Here is a 15,427-nt window from a genome sequence, read left to right as displayed (position 1 = left end):
CCACCAGTGCCTCAGGCCGAGTCGCGGTCCACCACGGTGGCCTCGAACAGTTCGTGCGACTCGGGTGCGGCGCCGGGGTTGCGGACCGCCCGGTCGACCAGCCCGGCGAGGTCACGGCCCGAGGGCAGCGCGATGCGGACGGTGCTCAGCCGGGGGCGCAGCAGCCGGCCGAGCACGAGGTCGTCGGCGCCGATGACGGCCGTGTCCTCGGGGACGCGCACGCCCGTGTCCTGCAGGGCGCGCATCAGCAGCATGGCGTACTCGTCGTTGTAGGCGTAGACCGCGTCCAGGCCGAGGCCGGGCCAGCGGGCGGCGAGGGCCGCCGCGGACTCCTCGGTGTAGGCGAGGGGCAGTTCGGTGACGGTCGCGTCGGTGCCGTGCAGGGCCGCGCGGGCGCCGGACAGGCGGGGCGCCGAGAACATCCTCGTGCCGGGCTCCTCGGGGACGACGACGCCGATGCGGCGGCGGCCGCGGGCGTACAGGTGGCCGACGGCGCTGCGGCCGACGCCGGCGTGGTCCAGGAGCAGGGCGTGGGCGCCCTCGACGGGTTCGGAGCCGAGGGTCACCACGGCGCGGGCGCCGGAGCGCTTGAGCAGGGCGACCCCTTGGGGGCCGAGCCCGGGTCCCGGCACCAGCACGGCGACCGGCCGCAGTTCGGCCCAGGCGCGGGCGGCGTCGTCGCCGTGCAGGCCACAGGCGCCGTACTGGACGACGGTGTAGTCGAGCCGGCTGAGAGCGCCCTGCAAGTCGTGCACGAACTGGCTGTAGAGGGGGCCCGCCGGCACGGGCGGGGCGGGCATCAGGACCATGCGGCTGTGTCCGGCGCGCAGAGCGCGGGCGGCCGCGTGCGGGACGTATCCGAGGTCCCTGGCGGCCTGGTGAACCCTGCGACGCGTGGGTTCGCTGATGCGGACGGCGCTGGTGTTGTTCAGTACGTAGGAGACGGTCGCGCGGGAGACGCCGGCCAGGCGGGCCACGTCGGCGCTCGTGGGCACGGAGCGCGGCGCCGACGACGGTGTCGGCGCGGGCGTGTTCGGTATCTGCACCATGACGTACCGCATCTTGGCAGAAGCGGGGGCGGACCCGTCGGGCGGGTCCGGCCGCGGACGGGGGTCCCCACCGGACCGACACCGTCCCGACTCCGCTCGTGGGGACGGGAATTGAGGGTGCGTCAGCAGCCGGTGACCCGGTCGACCAGGTCGCTCCACCCGGCCTCCAGCCGCGCGGGCGGCATGCCGCACTGGCGGGTCAGGTGGTGGATCAGGCCGGGGTTGAGGTACCCCATCAGCGTGTGCGCGAGCAGGTCGGCGTCGGCGTCCGGTGCCGCCTGCCTCAGCAGCAGCACGAGGTGACCGTGGTGGAGGCGGCGCACCGGCAGGAGGTAACGGCGGTCGGCGCCGGGCTCGGCCGCCAGCTGCAGGTCCATCTCGTCGCCGGCGCGCCGCAGCAGGGCGATACCGAACGCGCGCAGCCGATCCACGGGCGGCGCACCGGGCCCCAGCGGCGGCGGGCCGCTCAGGAAGGCCGCCTGGAACTTCCGCTCGGAGTGGTCCAGCAGGGCGGTGAGCAGGCCGGTGCGGTCGCCGAAGCGGCGGAAGACCGTCCCCTTGCCGACGTCGGCCGCGACGGCCACCGCCTCCATCGTGACCGCGGCCACGCCGTGCTCGGCGATGAGGCGGGCGGCGGCGTCCAGCAGTCGTGCCCGGTTGCGGGCCGCGTCGGCGCGCAGGCAGGGCTCGTCCTCGGCCGGCCCGAGCTGCAGCAGCTGGGGCTCGCCGACGGCGTCCTCGGGCTCGTGGAAGGGAGGCAGAACGGCGGACATGAAGACAGCGTAAAGCACCGGGAATGAAACTGGACCGCGGTCCGCTTAGAGTGGTACAACTACAAACGGACCCCGGTCCGGATTGTTCACGGCCCCGTTTCAGCTTCTGGGAGTACCCCATGTCTGTTCGCATCCTCGCGCTCGTCGGCAGCCTCCGCGCCGGTTCGACCAACCGCCAGCTCGCCGAGGCGGCTGTCAAGCTCGCTCCCGAGGGGGCCGAGGTCGACCTCTTCGAGGGCCTGGCCGACATCCCGTTCTACAACGAGGACCTCGACGTCGAGGGCAGCGTCCCGGCCGCGGCCGCCAGGCTGCGCGAGGCCGCCCAGGCCTCCGACGCCTTCCTGCTCTTCTCCCCGGAGTACAACGGCACCATCCCGGCCGTCCTGAAGAACGCCATCGACTGGCTGTCCCGCCCGTACGGCGCCGGCGCCTTCGGCGGCAAGCCCGTCGCCGTGGTCGGCACCGCCTTCGGCCAGTACGGCGGCGTGTGGGCCCAGGACGAGGCCCGCAAGGCCGTGGGCATCGCCGGCGGCAAGGTGATCGAGGACCTCAAGCTCTCTGTCCCGGGCTCGCTGACCCGCTTCGCCGAGACCCACCCGGTGGACGACGCCGAGGTCGCCGCGCAGCTGACCGAGGTCGTCGCGCGGCTGCACGGCCACGCGGGCGAGGTCGCGGCCGCCTGAGCGCCGTAGCCACCGCGGGAAATCACCCGAAGGGGCCCGGAGCAGTCTCCGGGCCCTTTCGGCCTGTCCCGGTCCCGTCTCAGTCCAGCTCCGCGAGCCGTTCGACGGCCGGGGCCACGAACCGCTCGATCCACCCGGCCGTCTCCCCCAGGCGCGGCGCGAGGATCACCGTGTCGACCCCGAGCTTGCCGTAGCGGCCGATGTCCCGCAGGAAGGCGTCGAGGTCCCCGTCGGTGGCCGCGTCGCCGCTGTAGGTGAGCGTCTTCAGGATCGTGTCGTAGTCGCGGCCCTCGGTCGCGCAGTGTCCGCGCAGGACGTCGAGCTTGTGCCGGACCTCCCCGGGCGAGGAGGCGAACAGGTTGCAGGCGTCCCCGTACCGGGCGACCAGCCGCAGCGTCTTGCGTTCGCCCCCGCCGCCGATCAGGATCTCCGGGTGCGGCGCGCTGACCGGCGCCGGGAGGCACAGCGTCTCCGCCAGCCGGTAGTGCCGTCCCTCGAAGGCGCCGTTGTCGTGCGGGTCCCACATCCGCAGACAGATCCGCAGGGTCTCCTCCAGCCGCTCGAACCGCTCGGCGACCGGCGGGAACGGCACGCCCAGCCCCTCGTGCTCACGGTCGTACCAGGCGGCGCCGATGCCCAGCCAGGCACGGCCGCCCGACACCACGTCGAGGGTGGTGGCGATCTTGGCGAGCAGTCCGGGATGCCGGTAGGTCACGCCGGTCACCAGCGCGCCGAGCCGGACCGTGGAGGTGTGGGCGGCGAGGTAGGCCAGCGTGGTGTAGGCCTCCAGCATGGGCTCCTCGGCGCCGCCGTTGAACTCCATCTGGAAGTAGTGGTCCATCACGGACAGCCGGCTCACGCCCGCCGCCTCCGCCGCCTCGCCGGCCGCCGCGAGTTCGGCGCCCAGGGCGGGCGCGCCGCCCGAGTGACCGAACCGGTTGATGTGCACGCCCACCCGCATGTCCGTCTCCGTTCCTCGCCGCTGCGACCGACTCCGTCGACGCTAGGCGTTGGAGCGCTCTCGAAGTCAAGACACTCCTCCCGCCGGTCCCCGGACGGGGAACGCCGGGCAGGAAGCCGGTCACCCGGGCGTTCCGTCACGGCGGCCCCGGCGACCGCGCACCGCCCTCTCTGACGGGGCCGGCGGAACGCAGACTCTTCTCTACGACTCCTGCGGATGACGCCCCCGCCTCGGGCTGCGGGTGACCGGCCTCGCCCCGGGAACGGCGCTGGTCCCCCGCTCCGCCGTCCGCCACTCGGTCACCGCCGCCGACGAGAGCACCCGGGTCGTCCGGCACGAGGACCGGCACGCCGGACGGGAGCGGCGACGACGGCACACTCCCGCGGCGGCCTGAGCACGAAGGTTCAGCTCGCCGGCGACAGCCATGCGCGACCCCTGACCGGTCTGGCCATGCGAACGGACAGGCTCGCCGTCGCCTACCAAGCCGCACTCCACCTCGCCACCATCCTCAAGCGCCCGACGCTGATCACGAAGGCGTCGCTCAGTTCACCACAGCGACCGAACCGTCGAATGAACCATGCCGTCGCCGGCGGTCCGCGGGTCCTGCACGGTGTCGTCGCAGTAGTCCCTCAACTCCGTGGCTGCCTGTGCTGCGGCCGTGCAGCGACACCCCGTGGAGCTGAGCAGCCGCCGCAGAGACGGGACCTAGCGGCGCTTGAACTCCACCGGGCCCGCGTTCATCTCGATCGTGCCGTCGGGGTGCAGCAGCGGGCGGCGTTCCGTCATGCGGGCGCTGTAGGCCTCGACGTGGTGGATGGCCGCTCCGTCGGCGGAGGTGAAGTCGACGAGCGCGATGGCCACCCAGTAGCGGGTCTTGGTGTTCTCGTAGAGGGGGACGGTGACGGTGGAGCCGCGGCCGTCGTCGACGACGACCTTGGCGCCGAAGCTGCGGAAGGAGCCGAAGCCGTTGCTGACCGCGGAGTAGGCGCACAGCAGGACGTAGCCCTGTTCGTCGGGGCGCACGATCTGTACCGCCTCGCGGCCGGGAACGCGGGAGTCCCCGTCGAGGCGGATGTAAGGGCGGCCGGTGAGCGAGCCGAGGGACCGGTAGTAGACGACGTCGGCCTTCTTGCCCTTCTTGCCGGTCGCCGGCGTGGCGGAGGCCGCGGTCGCTCCGCCCGGCCGCAGCGGCTCGCCCTGCGGTACGTGACCGGACTTGACCAGGGTGCCCGGCGCCTTGGGGCCGCGCAGCGCCCTGGCCGCGGGCACGAACAGGGCGTACAGGTCGAGGTCGGCGCCCTGCCGGCGGCGCCGCTCGCTGCCGCCGTCCCACTCCAGCGCGACGGTGACGACGAGTTCGCGGTCGGCCTTGTCCAGGCTGAGGGAGACCTGGCTGCCCTTGTCGAGGCTGATCCTGCCGAGCGGGGGTTTGACGAGGTTCGGGCGGGTCGGGGCGGGGGGTGCGGCCGGGGTGGCCGGATGCGGTGCGGGTGTCTCGGGCGTCGGTGCCGAAGTCTCCGGTCGCAGTGCCGGTGTCTCCGGCTGCGGTGCCGATGTCTCCCGCCGCGGCTCCGCGGGCTCCTCCTCGGCGACCTCGATGCCGAAGTCCGTGGCCAGTCCCGCCAGTCCGTCGGCGTAGCCCTGGCCGATGGCGCGCAGCTTCCAGGCCGGGCCGCGGCGGTAGAGCTCCGTCAGCAGCACGGCGCGTTCGCCGTCGGTCAGGGGCGGCGGCCGGAAGAGGACCGCTTCGCCGCCGGCCTGCGTGGCACTCACTCGCACGTTTTTGACCTGCCGGAACGTGCGGGTGGCGTCGTCGGGGTCGCAGCTGGCCACCAGGACGACCCGGTCCACGTCGGCGGGCAGGGCGGCCGGATCCACCTCGATGCGTTCGGGACCGCCGGCGTCGGCGGCCAGGTGGCGGACGGCGCCGGACTCGGCGGACGGCTGGTTGTAGAACACCAGGTCGTCGTCGGACCTGACCTTGCCGTCCGCGGTGACCAGGAGGGCGCTGAGGTCGACCGCGTCGCCCTCCGCGGTCAGCTCCACGGTCACCGGTCCGGCGCCCATCGTGGTGTTCCCGCCCTTGCCCAGCTCCGGCATGCAACCCACCCCCGCACGATCTCCCCATCGATTCCCGCCACTGTGTCACACCGGGGACGGATCCGGCCCGACGGTGGCCTGCCGGGCCTCGCCCGAGGCGGAGGAAGGGGCGGGAGGTACGGGCCTCCGGCGGCGAAAGCCCGTACCGCCCGCCCCTTCCCGGACTGTCAGACCCGGGCCTGCGCGGGCTGCGGCGCCGGGTCGGCCTCCTTCGTGCCGGGCTCCGGGGTGCGTGCGGCGGGGATGAGGGCCGCGATGGCGGCGGAGACCAGGGCCAGCCCGCCGCCGGCGAGGAGCGCGGTGCGGAAGCCGTCCTCGGAGGCGAAGGTGTGACCGCCCAGGGTGGTCGTCATCTGCGCGAGGATCACGCCGATGACGGCGGCGCCGACCGAGGTGCCGAGCGAACGCATCAGGGTGTTGAAGCCGTTGGCGGCAGCGGTCTCCGACACCGGCACCGAGCCCATGATCAGGGCGGGCATCGAGCCGTAGGCGAGGCCGACGCCGCTGTTGATGACGATGCCGACCAGCATCAGGCCCCAGGCGGAGCCCATCAGCGGCATGGACAGGCCGTAGCCGGCGGCGATGACCAGTGCGCCGCAGATCAGGGTGAACTTCGGGCCGCGGGCGTTGGTGAGCTTCCCGCCGAGCGGGGAGACGAACATCATCATGATGCCGCCCGGCGCCATCCACAGACCGGCCGCGAGCATCGACTGGCCGAGACCGTACCCGGTGGCCTCCGGGAACTGCAGCAGCTGCGGCATGACGAGCATGCTCGCGTACATCGCGAAGCCGACGAAGACCGAGGCGACGTTGGTGAGCAGCACCCTGGGACGGGCGGTCGTGCGCAGGTCGGTCAGCGGGTCGGTGGTACGCGTCTCCCACAGTCCCCAGGCCGCGAACACGACGACCGCGGCGGCGAACAGACCGAGCGTGACGGCCGAACCCCAGCCCCAGTCGGCGCCCTTGGAGACCGCGAGCAGCAGGCAGACCAGGCCGGTGCCGAGGCCGAGGGCGCCGGGCATGTCGAAGCGCTGGCCCTTGGCGGCGGCGGGCACGTCCGGGATCAGGAACCAGATCAGGGGGGAGACGATGACGGCCATGCCGGCCGAGCCCCAGAACAGCACGCGCCAGCTCGCGTACTGGGCGATCGCAGCGGCGATGGGCAGGCCGAGGCCGCCGCCGATGCCCATGGACGCGCTGACCAGGGCGATCGAGGAACTGAGCTTTTCCGCCGGGACGACGTCCCGCAGGAGGGCGATGCCCAGCGGCACCATGCCCATGCCCATGCCCTGCAGCCCGCGTCCGACGATCATCGTCATCACGTCGGAGGCGACCGCGCACACCGCCGAGCCCGCAACCAGCGGCACCGCGCACGCCAGGAGCATGGGCCGCTTGCCGACGAGGTCGCCGAGCCGCCCGACGACCGGCACGCAGACCGCGCCGGCCAGCAGGGTGACCGTGATCACCCAGGCCGCGTTCGAGGCCGAGGTGTGCAGGATCTGCGGCAGTTCGGCGATGAGCGGCGTGACCAGGGTCTGCATGATCGCGGCGGTGATGCCGGCGAGCGCGAGCGTGGCGACCACGCCACCCGCGCGGGCCGTGGGCTGGGGGGCGTCCATGGGCGGACTCCTCGGCTTTCTGTCGGTCCCGGAGCGGAGGCCGGGATGATGAGGATGTGCATCGTACATGCGACGTGTATCAAGCACGCGATGTGGCGCGTGCACGACGGTGTGCCAGGATGGAGCGGCCGCCGCGGGACGTGCCCCGGGGCGGTCGCACGAACAGGAGGCTCGGGCACATGGAGAGGCCGACGCACGAGGTCGAGTACGAGCAGATGCTGCTCAGCCGCCACACGTTCCTGAGCCGGCGCGGGGGCCGTCGCCAGGACGGCGTGCTGGAGCGCAGCGCCTACATCCTGCTGAGCCGGATCCGGGTCCAGGGGCCGATGTCGATCGGGGAACTCAGCGACGCCTTCGGGCTTGACGCGTCCACCCTGAACCGGCAGACCGCGGCGGCGATGCGCGCGGGCCTCGTCGAGCGGATCCCCGACCCGGCGGGCGGCATGGCCCGCAAGTTCCGCCTCACCGACGAGGGCAGACGGCTGCTGGACGAGGAGCGCGAGGGCATCGTCGAGGTGCTGGACCGGGTGATGGCGGACTGGTCGGACGACGACATCGCCGCCTTCGCGGAGTACCTGCGACGCTTCAACCACGGCATCGAGCGCATCGGTGGCCGGCCGTGGCCGCGGCCGGTGGCTGCGCCGGGTGAGCGGGGCGAGCGGGGCGATTGAGTAGGGGGTGGCGGCAGTGCGGGGTGGCTCGCCGGCCTCGCCCGCCGTCTGCGCGCCTGAGTGGCGGGGTGGCCGACGCGGGCCCCAAGGGGTGGCGGGGCCTCGGGGGCGGGTGCGGGGCTGTCGTGGCTGAGCGCGCAGTCCCCGGCCCCTTCACGTACGTCACCCCGGCCTGGGACACAAGGCGGCGACCGCCGGGCTCGCCCCCCACGCCCGGGCGGCCGGGCCACAGTGGCGGGCGCGGCGCCGTCTGGGTTCAGCGCGCAGATCCCCGCGCCCCTTCACGCACGTCACCCCGGCCGGGGATGCCCGGCGGGCGCTCTTCGGCCCCCATACCTCTCCGCGCGACAGTGTTGCCCTTCCGACCGTACTGTGACCTAATCGGATGGCCATCAATACGGATCTTGGCGGTACCGTTTGCCGCGCCGGAGGGAGCGGCTCGTGATGGGCGGGGATGTGACCACGGACGACGAGGTCACGGCGGCCCCCGGCGGGCTGCTGGACCTTCTGAAGGTCGCGGCCGTGGTCCTGGACGGGACCGGGCACATCGCCCTGTGGAGCCCGGAGATCGAGCTGCTGCTCGGCCATTCCGCGGAGGAGGCCCTCGGGCAGCGCGCCGACATCCTCCTCGTCGCCCCCGAGAACCGTCACCGGGCCAGGGAACTGTTCACCGCGGTCCGTTCCGGGGGCCGGTGGGCGGGTGTCTTCCCGCTGCGGCACCGGGACGGTACGGAACGCCCCGTCGAGTTCCGCACGATGCGCCTGCTCGACCGCGACGGCCAGCCCCACCTGCTCGGTCTCGCCGCGGACGCGCCGACCGTCCGGGGCGTCGAGCGCGACCTGGCGCTCTCCCACAGCCTCGTCAACCAGAGCCCCATCGGCATCGCCGTCTTCGACACCGACCTTCGCTGGGTGGGCGTCAACCCCTCGCTCGAGCGCATGAACGGCGTACCGGAGTCGGAGGTGGTGGGCCGCCGGGTGAGCGAGGTGCTGCCGGGGCTGGACGTGGAGGCCATCGAGGCCCGCATGCGGCACGTCCTGGCGACCGGCAGCCCCCTGCTCGACCAGCAGACGGTCGGCCGTACGGCGGCGCACGCCGAGGACCGCGCGTACTCGGAGTCGTACCACCGCATCGAGGACACCAACGGCCGGGTGCTCGGTCTGGCGGTGGCCGTCCTGGACGTCACCGAACGCCAGCAGGCCGCGGCCGAGGTCGCCCAGGCCCGGCAGCGGCTGTCCGTGATCGCGGAGGCCGGGATGCGGATCGGCACCACGCTGGACCTCCGGCAGACCGCGCGGGAGCTGGCCGACGTCGCCGTACCGGACGTGGCCGACCTGGCCGCCGTGGACGTCCTGGAGTCCGTCGTGTCCCACGGCACCATCACGCCGGTCACGGGCAACGCCCCCGCCGAGTTCCGGGCGCTGGCCGTGGCGGCCGGCTACCCCACCGACGCCATCCACGCCGCCGACCCGGTCGGGGAGCTGGCCACCTACGGCTCCTCGCGGATCATCACCCAGTGCGTCCGCAACGCCCGCCCGGTGCTCGTCGAGCGCGTGGACGGGCGGATCATGCGGCGCATCGCCCGGGACGCCCGCGCCGCCCAGACGCTGCACGAGGCCGGCGTCCACTCCTATCTCGCGGTGCCGCTGATGGCCCGGGGCAAGGTGCTCGGCACCCTCAGCCTGTACCGCACCGTCAACGAGCGCCCCTTCGACGAACAGGACCGCGTCCTCGCCTGGGAGCTCGCCGCACGGGCCGCGATCTCCATCGACAACGCCCGGCTCTACGGGCGGGAACGCGCCACCGCCCTCACGCTGCAGCGCAGCCTCCTGCCCTCCGCGCCGGCCCAGCGGGAGGGTCTCGACATCGCCGCCCGCTACCGGCCCGCCCTGAGCGAGGTCGGTGGCGACTGGTACGACGTGCTGCCGCTCGGCCCGCTGCGCACCGCGTTCGTGGTGGGGGACGTGATGGGCAAGGGGGTCCAGGCCGCCGCGATCATGGGCCAGTTGAGCACCGCCACCCGGGCGCTGGCCCGCCTCGACCTTCCGCCGGCCGAGCTGCTGCGGCACCTCGACGACATCGCGGGCTCTCTCGGCGACGCGATCGCCACCTGCGTCTACGCCGTGTGCGACCTGGGTCGCGGCACCTGCGCCCTGTCCAGCGCCGGTCACCTGCCGCCGGTGCTGGCCAGGGCCGACGGCACCGCCGAACTCGTCGCCGTGCCCGGTGGCGTCCCGCTCGGGGTGGGCGGCGTGGACTTCGGGACCGTGGAAGTGGAGCTCGGCCCGGGCTCACTGCTCGCCCTCTACACCGACGGCCTGGTGGAGAACCGGGCGGAGCCGATCGACACCGGCCTCACGACGCTGACCCGGCTCCTGCAGACCCCGGGCGAGTCCCTGGAACAGACCGGCGAGGATCTCCTCGGCGCCCTGCGCCCCGAGCCCGACGACGACGTCGCGCTCCTGCTGGTCCGCGCCCGCGGCTGAGCGCGGACCGGCGGGGAGCCGGACGGCGGGACGGTCCGGGCCGGGCGCCTCACCTCGGCGAGGGGCACCGTCCCGCACGGTGCCCCCGCCGCCCCGCTCACGCCCAGGCGGTCACCGGCACGAACGAGCTGTCCTGCCGGAACAGGTCCGTGCCGTCCGTCTGTTCGACCCGTAGCTGGTAGTTGTAGTGCCGCAGGTAGTAGCCGGGGTAGTTGTACGACTCGAAGCGCACCGAGCCGCTCGCGGTGCCCGTGCGGGCGATGAACGTGGCGTCCCTGGCGAAGGCCGACGTGCCGTCGTTGGCGTCGAAGCGGGCACGGAAGGCGTAGTGGCGCAGGTAGTTGCCGGCCGCGTCGCGGAACGAGCAGCCGCCCGCGTCGGCCAGACCCGGTACCACGGTGAAGGTGGCGGCCTGCTTCTCGGCGGTCGTGCTGGAGCCTGTCACCACCGGGAGGTTGAGCAGGGAGGACTGCACCTGCCAGTGGCGGGTGGTGTAGTTGGCCGAGCGGAAGGAACGGGTGACGTTCTTGGCGAGGCTCACACCGCCGGACACCGTCTCCTTGATGACGGTGAAGTGGCGTGCCGTGCCCGAGATGCCCGGCAGGGCTTTGGGGGTGCTCCAGGTGGCGAAGGTGTCGTAACTGTCGCTGTAGTAGTAGTTGCCGTCGCCGTAGCCGTCGAAGAACAGCCGCCAGGCGCCGTTGTCGAGCTGTACGAGGGCCGGGCCCTCGCGGTAGCTGCCCCAGCCCGCCCAGTTGCCCGTGCGGGAGATGGTGTACGGGCCGGCGAGGTGGGTCGCGGTGCCGTACTCGATGTACTTGGTGGTCTCGTTCTTGGTGAAGGCGTGGTAGGTCGAGCCGATCCTCACGACGAACGTGTCGATGTGGTTCTTGCCGATGCCGGCCAGGGCGACCGGTGGACTCCAGGTGGTGAGCGCGGAGTCGGTGGCCCTCAGCAGGTACGGGGTGAAGATCCACTCGTCGTCCGTGGTCGAGCACGAGACGATCACGCTGACGCTGCCGTCGCCGTCGACGAACCACTCCGGCGCCCAGGCGCGGGACAGGTTCGCGATCGGGACCGTGTAGTCGTACAGGAAGGTCCAGTTGACCCGGTCGGTGCTGCGGGCGAAGCCGATGGTGGTGCTGACGTCCTGCCAGGTGTGGGTCGTGTAGGCGACGTAGTAGTAGCCGTTGGTGTGCTTGATGATGCTGGCGTCGCGGATGCGGTTGCCCGGCGGGGTGTAGGCGGAGGACTTGACGAGCCGGAAGTCGGTGGCGTCGTCCGACTGGTAGACGTTGACCGTGCCGTCGTTGCTGTTGAGGAACGGCACGATGGTGTAGCGGGTGGCCGAGCCGCTGGGCGGGGCGGCGGCGAGCGCCGTGCCGAGCAGGCCGGGCGTCTCGCCCAGCACGAGCGCCGAGGCGGGCAGCACGGCCATCGCGCGCAGCAGGGCGCGGCGGGACGGGGCGGGGGGACGGGTGGTCATGGGCGGCTCTCCCTACGGCTCGGGCACCCCTGTAACTCGGGGTTCGACATACCGAACACAGTTCGGAAAGTCGGTCAGAAGGTAGGGGGGAGACCCTCACCCGTCAATCCTTCGCGCAGCAACACACAGGCGTCCCACGGAAGCTGTAGCGAGCACGGAACTCGCCGCCGCGCGAGGGTCGTTCCGCGGGCCTCCTCCAGACGTTACCGTTCGGTAGTCACGACGACGTGCTCCCGGAGGTGTCCCGCATGACGCTCGACCGTTCCGCAGGCCTGTCGGACAGCGTCCGTGCGCTGGCCGACGGGGAGGTGTCCTCCCGCACGCTGGTCGAGCGGGCCCTGGCGCGGATCGAGGCGACCCAGGGCACCCTCAACGCCTTCCGGGTGGTGCGGACCGAGGCCGCGCTCGCCGAGGCCGAGGCGGCGGACCGGGAACTCGCCGCGGGCGTGCGCAAGCCCCTGCTCGGCGTCCCGGTGGCCGTCAAGGACGACATGGACGTGGCGGGCGAACCGACCGCCTTCGGCTGCCAGGGCACCCATCCGGTCGTCGCCGAGGACGGGGAGGCCGTACGGCGGCTGCGCGCGGCCGGTGCCGTCATCGTCGGCAAGACCAACACCTGCGAGCTCGGGCAGTGGCCGTTCACCGAGGGGCCCGCCTTCGGCGCGACCCGCAACCCCTGGAACACCGACCACACCCCGGGCGGCTCCTCCGGTGGCTCGGCGGCCGCGGTCGCGGCGGGTCTGGTGCCGGCCGCCCTGGGCTCCGACGGCGCCGGCTCGGTCCGCATCCCCGCCTCCTGGACCCACCTCGTCGGCATCAAGCCGCAGCGCGGCCGCATCTCCACCTGGCCGCGCGGCGAGTCCTTCCAGGGCATCACCGTCAACGGCACACTCGCCCGCACGGTCGCCGACGCGGCCCTCCTCCTGGACGCGGCGAGCGGCAACCACGAGCGCGATCCGCACCAGCCGCCGGCCGTCGACGCCTCGGCCGCCGTCGGCCGCGACCCCGGGCGGCTGCGCATCGCGCTCGCGCTGACGCCGCCGTTCACGGCGGTACCCGCCCGGCTGCGGCCCGAGGTGCGCGCCCGGGTCGTCGAACTCGCCGAGCGGCTCGCCGACCTGGGGCACACCGTCGAGGAGGCCGACCCGCCGTACGGGCGGATCGGGCTGACCTTCGTGCCCCGGGCGACCGCGGGCATCGCCGAGTGGGTCGCCGAGGCGCCCTTCCCCGCGCTGCTCGACCGGCGCACCCGCGGCGCGGCCCGGCTGGGCCGGCTCCTCGGCGGCGCCCCGCTGCGGGCGGCCCGGCGCGCGGAGGCGGTCCTGCACCGCCGTATCGGCGCCTTCTTCGGGACGTACGACGTGGTCCTCGCGCCGACGACGGCCGCTCCCCCGCCCCGGATCGGGGCCCTGCTGAACCTCGGCGGATTCGCCACCGACCGCGCCATCATCGCCGCGTGTCCGTACGCCTGGCCGTGGAACGTCCTCGGGTGGCCCGGCGTCAACGTGCCCGCCGGCTTCACACCCGGCGGGCTGCCGGTCGGGGCGCAGCTGCTCGGACCGGCGAACAGCGAGCCGCTGCTGCTGTCGCTGGCCGCGCAACTGGAGGCTCGGCTGCGGTGGCACGAGGTGTGGCCGCCGCGACCCGAGCCGGAGCCGGTCGCGAACGTCGCGGCCGGGTGACCGCGTTGCGCGCCTGCTCGGGCCCGTGGGGCGGGTCACCGTGACGGTCGGACCGCGCCCCGCACCCGCCCGAACGGGCCGTCGAGCGACGACGGCGACTGCGGCGCCGTCGCGGCCGATCGCGCAGTTCCCCGCGCCCCTTCACGTCCCTTGCCGGACCCGGAGACAGTGCAGACCCTGCCACCGGTCTCACCCGCCCCGAGCAGGCCTCCGCCGATCGGCCTCCCCGCACCCGCCCGAACGGGCCGTCGAGCGACGACGGCGACTGCGGCGCCGTCGCGGCCGATCGCGCAGTTCCCCGCGCCCCTTCACGTCCGTTGCCGGACCCGGAGACAGTGCAGACCCACGCCTCTTCCGGGGCCGTTGCCGGGGCGAAGACGGAGACGCCCCGGTCCGGTGTGGAGGGCAGGCTCTAGGGTGCCTCCGTGACCGCGTTTACCGAAGAGAACGTCCCGGGCCGGTTCGGGCCCTCCGCCACCACCGAGGCCGATCCCCGCGAGGTCGGCCGGGTGCGCACCGAGTACTCCCCCGCGCACGACGGCGACCCCGATCCCGGTGAGATCGTGTGGACCTGGGTGCCGTACGAGGAGAACGACGGGCGGGGCAAGGACCGTCCGGTGCTCGTCGTGGCCCGGGAGGCGGCGGGGACCTTCCTGGCCGTGCAGTTGTCCAGCAAGCGGCACGACGGCGACCGGGAGTGGGTCGCCATCGGCAGCGGCCCTTGGGACCGCTCCGGGCGGGACTCCTGGGTGGACGTCGACCGCGTTCTCAGGCTGCACGAGGACGGCATGCGCCGCGAGGCGTGCGCGTTGGACCGCATGCGGTTCAACCTGGTCCGGCACCGGCTGCACCAGCGCTACGGCTGGACCTGAAAGACCTTCTCGAAGGCGCCCCGCACCACACTCCCCGGCGTCCGGTCCAGCACCCCGAACACCACGTGCTCGAAGGTGCGTCCGAACCGCCCGCCGGGGCCCAGCAGCGCCCGGAACGCGCCCGCCACCTGCGCCGGGTCGTTGCGGAACACCCCGCAGCCCCACGCACCCAGCACCAGCCGCCGGTAGCCGTGGGCGGCGGCCGTCTCCAGGACGCGCTCGGCCCGCACGGCGAGGGCGCGGGGCAGTTCGGGCGCGCGCTCCGGTGCCGTACGCAGCACCACTCCGGCGTTCGGCGCGGCCGCCGTCAGGAATCCGGCGCCGAACGGCTCGTCGAGGAGGCGGCCGCGGTCGTCGCGGAAGACGGGCACGGCCGGTGAGTGGATGACCCGGTCGGAGTAGAACGGGTCGCGGTGGGCGCGGTGGTGGTCGTAGAACGCGCGAGCCTCGACCAGGCACGTGTACAGCGCGGAGGCGCGGCACAGGGCCTCCTCCTGGGCCTGCGCGCCGTTGAGGTAACCGCCGCCCGGGTTGCGGGCCGAGGCGAAGTTCAGTACGGCGACCGGTCCGCCGGGGGCGAGCCGGCGGGCGGCTTCCGTGCTGCTCTCGCCGGTGACCTCGACGAGCGTGTCGACGTCCGGGGAGGCGGGCACCGGGACCGGGTCCGGCCCCGTCATCCGCGTCCCCGCGCGCGCCGCCGCGACCGCCGCCGCGAGGGACACCTCCCGGCCGTCCGGCGCGCGGTAGGCGCCCGCCGTGACGATCTGCTCGGTCTCGCGGGCGATGCCCCGCAGACGCGCGCTCACGGCGCCACCCCCGTGGGCGCCGTGACCGCGCGCCGCGCGGCCCCTCCCGTCCCGTACGTCTCCCCCGTCGTGCTCATGAACGCATGGTGAGCGATGCTGGTCATGCGGTGCAACGGAGTTTCCGAGCTGCACAAACATGAACGAATCGCGGACTCCGGGTCCCCAAAGTACCGTTGTGCACCCTTGTGCGAATCCGGCCGAGGGTCTTGGGTGGGACGAGTGATGCCGGTCCGGCCCC

13 protein-coding genes are annotated in these 15,427 nt (G+C 73.6%); 6 read left to right on the top strand and 7 right to left on the bottom strand.

The annotated features are described in order from the left end of the window. Positions 1-11: 11 nt before the first annotated feature. The gene (locus tag ACIHAR_RS18445; protein WP_365462528.1) at positions 12-1,061 is read right to left on the bottom strand and encodes a LacI family DNA-binding transcriptional regulator; all 1,050 of its coding nucleotides are present in this window, start codon (positions 1,059-1,061) and stop codon (positions 12-14) included. Positions 1,062-1,171: 110 nt separating this feature from the next. Next, positions 1,172-1,822 (bottom strand): helix-turn-helix domain-containing protein, encoded by a 651-nt coding sequence (locus tag ACIHAR_RS18440; RefSeq protein ID WP_365462526.1) that lies wholly within the window; start codon positions 1,820-1,822, stop codon positions 1,172-1,174. 119 nt (positions 1,823-1,941) lie between these two features. Between ACIHAR_RS18440 and ACIHAR_RS18435 the strand changes: the two genes are divergently transcribed. Further along, positions 1,942-2,505 (top strand): NAD(P)H-dependent oxidoreductase, encoded by a 564-nt coding sequence (locus tag ACIHAR_RS18435; protein WP_365462524.1) that lies wholly within the window; start codon positions 1,942-1,944, stop codon positions 2,503-2,505. A gap of 79 nt (positions 2,506-2,584) precedes the next feature. On the opposite strand, the gene ACIHAR_RS18430 is transcribed toward ACIHAR_RS18435, so the two are convergent. Next, positions 2,585-3,466, bottom strand: coding sequence for an LLM class F420-dependent oxidoreductase (locus ACIHAR_RS18430; RefSeq protein WP_400020394.1), 882 nt, complete (start codon positions 3,464-3,466; stop codon positions 2,585-2,587). Between the two features lie 241 nt (positions 3,467-3,707). On the opposite strand from ACIHAR_RS18430, the gene ACIHAR_RS18425 reads away from it, so the two are divergent. After that, a complete protein-coding gene (locus ACIHAR_RS18425) occupies positions 3,708-3,860 on the top strand; it encodes a hypothetical protein (protein WP_400020392.1) in 153 nt (50 codons plus the stop codon). Between the two features lie 311 nt (positions 3,861-4,171). Here ACIHAR_RS18425 and ACIHAR_RS18420 read toward each other — a convergent pair whose 3' ends face one another. Beyond that, entirely contained in the window at positions 4,172-5,566 is a 1,395-nt protein-coding gene (locus ACIHAR_RS18420) for a TerD family protein (protein WP_400020390.1), read from the bottom strand. A gap of 167 nt (positions 5,567-5,733) precedes the next feature. Further along, positions 5,734-7,185: an MFS transporter gene (locus ACIHAR_RS18415; RefSeq protein ID WP_400020388.1), complete on the bottom strand. Its 1,452-nt coding sequence runs from the start codon at positions 7,183-7,185 to the stop codon at positions 5,734-5,736. A 179-nt stretch (positions 7,186-7,364) separates the two neighbouring features. Here ACIHAR_RS18415 and ACIHAR_RS18410 point away from each other — a divergent pair, with 179 nt between their 5' ends. Together ACIHAR_RS18410 and ACIHAR_RS18405 are read left to right on the top strand one after the other, a co-directional pair. Then, the gene (locus tag ACIHAR_RS18410) at positions 7,365-7,856 is read left to right on the top strand and encodes a MarR family transcriptional regulator (protein WP_365462520.1); all 492 of its coding nucleotides are present in this window, start codon (positions 7,365-7,367) and stop codon (positions 7,854-7,856) included. A gap of 444 nt (positions 7,857-8,300) precedes the next feature. Beyond that, complete coding sequence (locus ACIHAR_RS18405) at positions 8,301-10,343, top strand: SpoIIE family protein phosphatase (RefSeq protein WP_400020386.1); 2,043 nt, start codon at positions 8,301-8,303, stop codon at positions 10,341-10,343. Positions 10,344-10,440: 97 nt separating this feature from the next. Here ACIHAR_RS18405 and ACIHAR_RS18400 read toward each other — a convergent pair whose 3' ends face one another. Next, a complete protein-coding gene (locus ACIHAR_RS18400) occupies positions 10,441-11,829 on the bottom strand; it encodes a glycoside hydrolase family 43 protein (RefSeq protein ID WP_400020384.1) in 1,389 nt (462 codons plus the stop codon). A gap of 248 nt (positions 11,830-12,077) precedes the next feature. On the opposite strand from ACIHAR_RS18400, the gene ACIHAR_RS18395 reads away from it, so the two are divergent. After that, positions 12,078-13,511, top strand: a complete 1,434-nt coding sequence (locus ACIHAR_RS18395) for an amidase (protein WP_365462514.1) — start codon at positions 12,078-12,080, stop codon at positions 13,509-13,511. A 425-nt stretch (positions 13,512-13,936) separates the two neighbouring features. Next, positions 13,937-14,383: a type II toxin-antitoxin system PemK/MazF family toxin gene (locus tag ACIHAR_RS18390; RefSeq protein WP_365462512.1), complete on the top strand. Its 447-nt coding sequence runs from the start codon at positions 13,937-13,939 to the stop codon at positions 14,381-14,383. On the opposite strand, the gene ACIHAR_RS18385 is transcribed toward ACIHAR_RS18390, so the two are convergent. Then, on the bottom strand, positions 14,368-15,189 hold the full coding sequence (locus ACIHAR_RS18385; RefSeq protein WP_365462510.1) for a TIGR02452 family protein: 822 nt from the start codon (positions 15,187-15,189) through the stop codon (positions 14,368-14,370). The two genes, ACIHAR_RS18390 and ACIHAR_RS18385, sit on opposite strands and share 16 nt — an antisense overlap. Positions 15,190-15,427: the final 238 nt, after the last annotated feature.

It is taken from the genome of Streptomyces sp. NPDC052016 (assembly GCF_044548445.1).
In the GTDB taxonomy this organism is placed as follows: domain Bacteria; phylum Actinomycetota; class Actinomycetes; order Streptomycetales; family Streptomycetaceae; genus Streptomyces.
The sequence above is the reverse complement of the archived record's forward strand: the minus strand, read 5'-3'. Positions and strand labels throughout refer to the sequence as shown.